Annotated in this window: 3 protein-coding genes; all 3 read right to left on the reverse strand. The window is 58.9% G+C overall.

All coding sequences use genetic code 11. The features are described 5' to 3' along the window. Positions 1 to 958, reverse strand: a 958-nt coding sequence (locus tag RT582_RS22350; RefSeq protein WP_313480084.1) for an efflux RND transporter periplasmic adaptor subunit, incomplete at its 3' end; no start/stop codon positions are given. After that, positions 955 to 2,208 carry a TolC family protein gene (locus RT582_RS22355; protein WP_313480086.1) on the reverse strand — a complete coding sequence of 418 codons (1,254 nt, stop codon included), beginning with the start codon at positions 2,206 to 2,208 and terminating at the stop codon, positions 955 to 957. The genes RT582_RS22355 and RT582_RS22350, both read right to left, overlap by 4 nt. A 91-nt stretch (positions 2,209 to 2,299) precedes the next feature. After that, the gene (locus tag RT582_RS22360) at positions 2,300 to 2,545 is read right to left on the reverse strand and encodes a hypothetical protein (protein WP_313480087.1); all 246 of its coding nucleotides are present in this window, start codon (positions 2,543 to 2,545) and stop codon (positions 2,300 to 2,302) included. Between the last annotated feature and the right edge of the window lie 288 nt (positions 2,546 to 2,833).

Genomic DNA, 2,833 nt, shown 5'->3' on the forward strand with positions numbered 1-2,833 from the left:
CGTTGCGACTCAACGTCACCTCGGCCGTCATGCCGGGACGAAGCCGTTGTTGCGGATTAGGCAGTTCAACCCGGACGCGCACAGTACGGCTATCCAAGTTGGCTTGTGGTAGTACGGCCTGGATCGTCCCTTCCAGAACTTCACCTGCAAAGGCCGGGAGGCGCGCGTTGACCAGCTGCCCAGGCGCCACATTTGCAACCTGCGCCTCAGGCACCGCAACCTCTAACCATACCTTTTCCAGCCCATTAACACGTGCCAGAGACGCACCAGTGGATACGGTCATGCCCTCGCGAACGTCGAGGCTGTTCAGCACGCCGCCTATTGGACTCCTCACTGTCCAAACAGGGCGCGCTTTACCAGTTCGTTCTAGCTGCACTATGACTTCTGGCGGCATGCCAGCAAGGCGCAACCGCTGGCGAGCCGCTGCGAGCAGCTGGGGTTCGCCAATCCCTTTGAGCGCCAGGTACTCTTCCTGTGCGGCAACCCATTCGGGAACCAGCAGATCGGCTAGCGGCGCTCCTTTTTTGATGACGTCTTCCGGCGCTCGGTCATAGATGCGCTCAACAAAGCCCCCGGCGCGCGCCTGCACGACCGCTACGCGTCGCTCGTCGAACATCAATGCGCCTGTCGCTTCGAGCGACTGGCTGATCGATTCACGCGTTACGGTTGCCAAGCGCACGCCGAGATTCTGCGTCACGCTCGGGTCGATACTGATCGATGCCCCGTCGCTTCCCTCATCTGCATAGCGTGGAATCAATTCCATATCCATGAATGGCGACTTGCCCGGCTTATCGAACTTTTGCTGGGGGACCATAGGGTCATACCAATAGAGCACTTCCTTGTCTTCTTCTGCAGGCGATTGTCCGAAGGCTGCGGTAGGCAGACCGATTAGCGCTGCAGCGCTAATCATCAGAGGCAGACTGAAGGCGAGTACCAGCCGCTTGTGTTGAAATGTCATGGTCGGGTATCTCCAAAGGCGAAATGCAGGCGGGCATTGCTCAACGATCGATCGCGGGCGACGTCAATATGCCGTAGCCGGGTCTCCACAAGCTGTCGTCGCGCTTCGATCACAGCGGTCAGCTCACCGTTTCCGGAGCGGTAATCGGCCATGGCAAGGCGGACCTTCTCTTCAGCGAGGGGTAGTAAGGTTTTGTCGAGGCGGATGAGTGCGCGGTCCAGACGCTGATACTCAGCGAGGTCAGTACTCAGCTCTTGGTTGTACAGGCGCAAGGTCGCTTGGCGCTTAGCCTCGATCTGGGCAAGGCGAGCTCGTTCGGCCGCGATCTTCGGATCCTGCCGAGAGCTGGTAAACAGCGGCAGGTCGAAGCTGACGCTGAGGTTCACCATGTCGCCGTACTCACGGCCACGTCGCAGGTAGTCGATCCCCCAACTCCAATCCGGTGTTTTCTCTGCGATGGCCTGGTGAACCTTTGCCTCCGCTTCACGAGTCATCGGGTCGAAGGCGAGTAACGCCGGGTGCCGGTTCAGGTTGTGCTGATAGTTATCAATGGCGGCAAGCCATTGCGGCCAGTCACCTGTAAGCGGCTGGCCTGCTAGCTCGCCTATCCAGCGCCGGAGGCCGGCCCGCGCAACAGCCTGGTTACGCAGCAGCTCATCCTCTTGTTCAGCCAGCAATGCTGCCTCTTGCCTCGGAAGTACGCTGTCTGCGGTTTGTCCGCTGCCGCCAGCAATGCGGGCCTCAACAGCCCGCGAAAGGAGCTGATTCTCGCTGTAAAGCTGCTTGAAAAGGCTTAGCTTCTGCTCGACCGCGAAGCTAGCGATCCATGCCTCGGCGGTTGCTTGGCGCACACCGAGACGTTCAACCGTTTGCTGGGCGTTTGCGAGCGCAACACTAGCCTGCGCGGCCTCGACACGAGCGCGCCTTTTCGCTCGGTTTGGCACATCTTGCATGACCCCAACCATTTGCATGGTCATGGCCTCTTGCTCCAACTGCCAGCGAGCGTCACCTTCGATGGGCACGCTTTGCAGTCCAAGCTTAAGTTTAGGGTCAGGAAGCTCGCCGGCAGGGATTGCAGCGCTGCGTGCGGCCACCAGGTTGGCGGCTTGCGCATGCAGCGAAGGCGCGTCTTGCTCGGCCACGCTCAGAGCTTGTTCTAAGGTCAAAGCGGACACTAACCCTGGAAACGAGAGCGCGCCCATGATCAAGGCGGCCACGTACGGCGGCGCCCAATAAATACGGGGTTTCATTTGCGAAGGATTCCTGATCTTTCATGCGAGCCAAAGGCGCGCGGTAGCCGGCCCGAATGCTCACTCGGGCGGTTCCTATAATTGATCGGAATTAGACGCGGGGTGGATGCCAGACGGCGTCTAAAAGGCTAGAGGGGATCAGGCCGTTATAGGGAGTGGTCACGGGTTTAGCAGCAGGCATCAGCTGGGCTTTTACTGAGACAAGCTGAAGGATACTTGCAGTTTTGCATTCTTGGCCCGTCTTGCAGACGGTCGCCGTTCCATGCTCATTCGCTTCACAGCACTCGTGTTCAGCACCGTCATCGGCGCCAACCATCGAAGCGTGGTCGGTCGTCATGGCGCCCACACCTTCCATATCGGACATCACGTGATGCCCGGACGATCCAACCGGCATGAGCATTTCCGCTATCCCATTGATCGGAAGCGCAAGCACTAGGGAAGGTCTGAAGTAGCTGGGTATTTCGCGCCAACTTCAGTCCTTGTCGATTTTGAAAGCGAGCAATCGATCAAAAACCAGCCAGATAGCCCACTCGTTTCTCCTTTTTTGGCCGTCGCGAGCATCTCGCGGTGGCCATTTCCCGCATTACAGGCGTACCTCTCCTGCGGTAGTCAGCAAATGTCGGCG

Source organism: Stutzerimonas kunmingensis (genome assembly GCF_032106285.1).
Lineage (GTDB): Bacteria > Pseudomonadota > Gammaproteobacteria > Pseudomonadales > Pseudomonadaceae > Stutzerimonas > Stutzerimonas kunmingensis_B.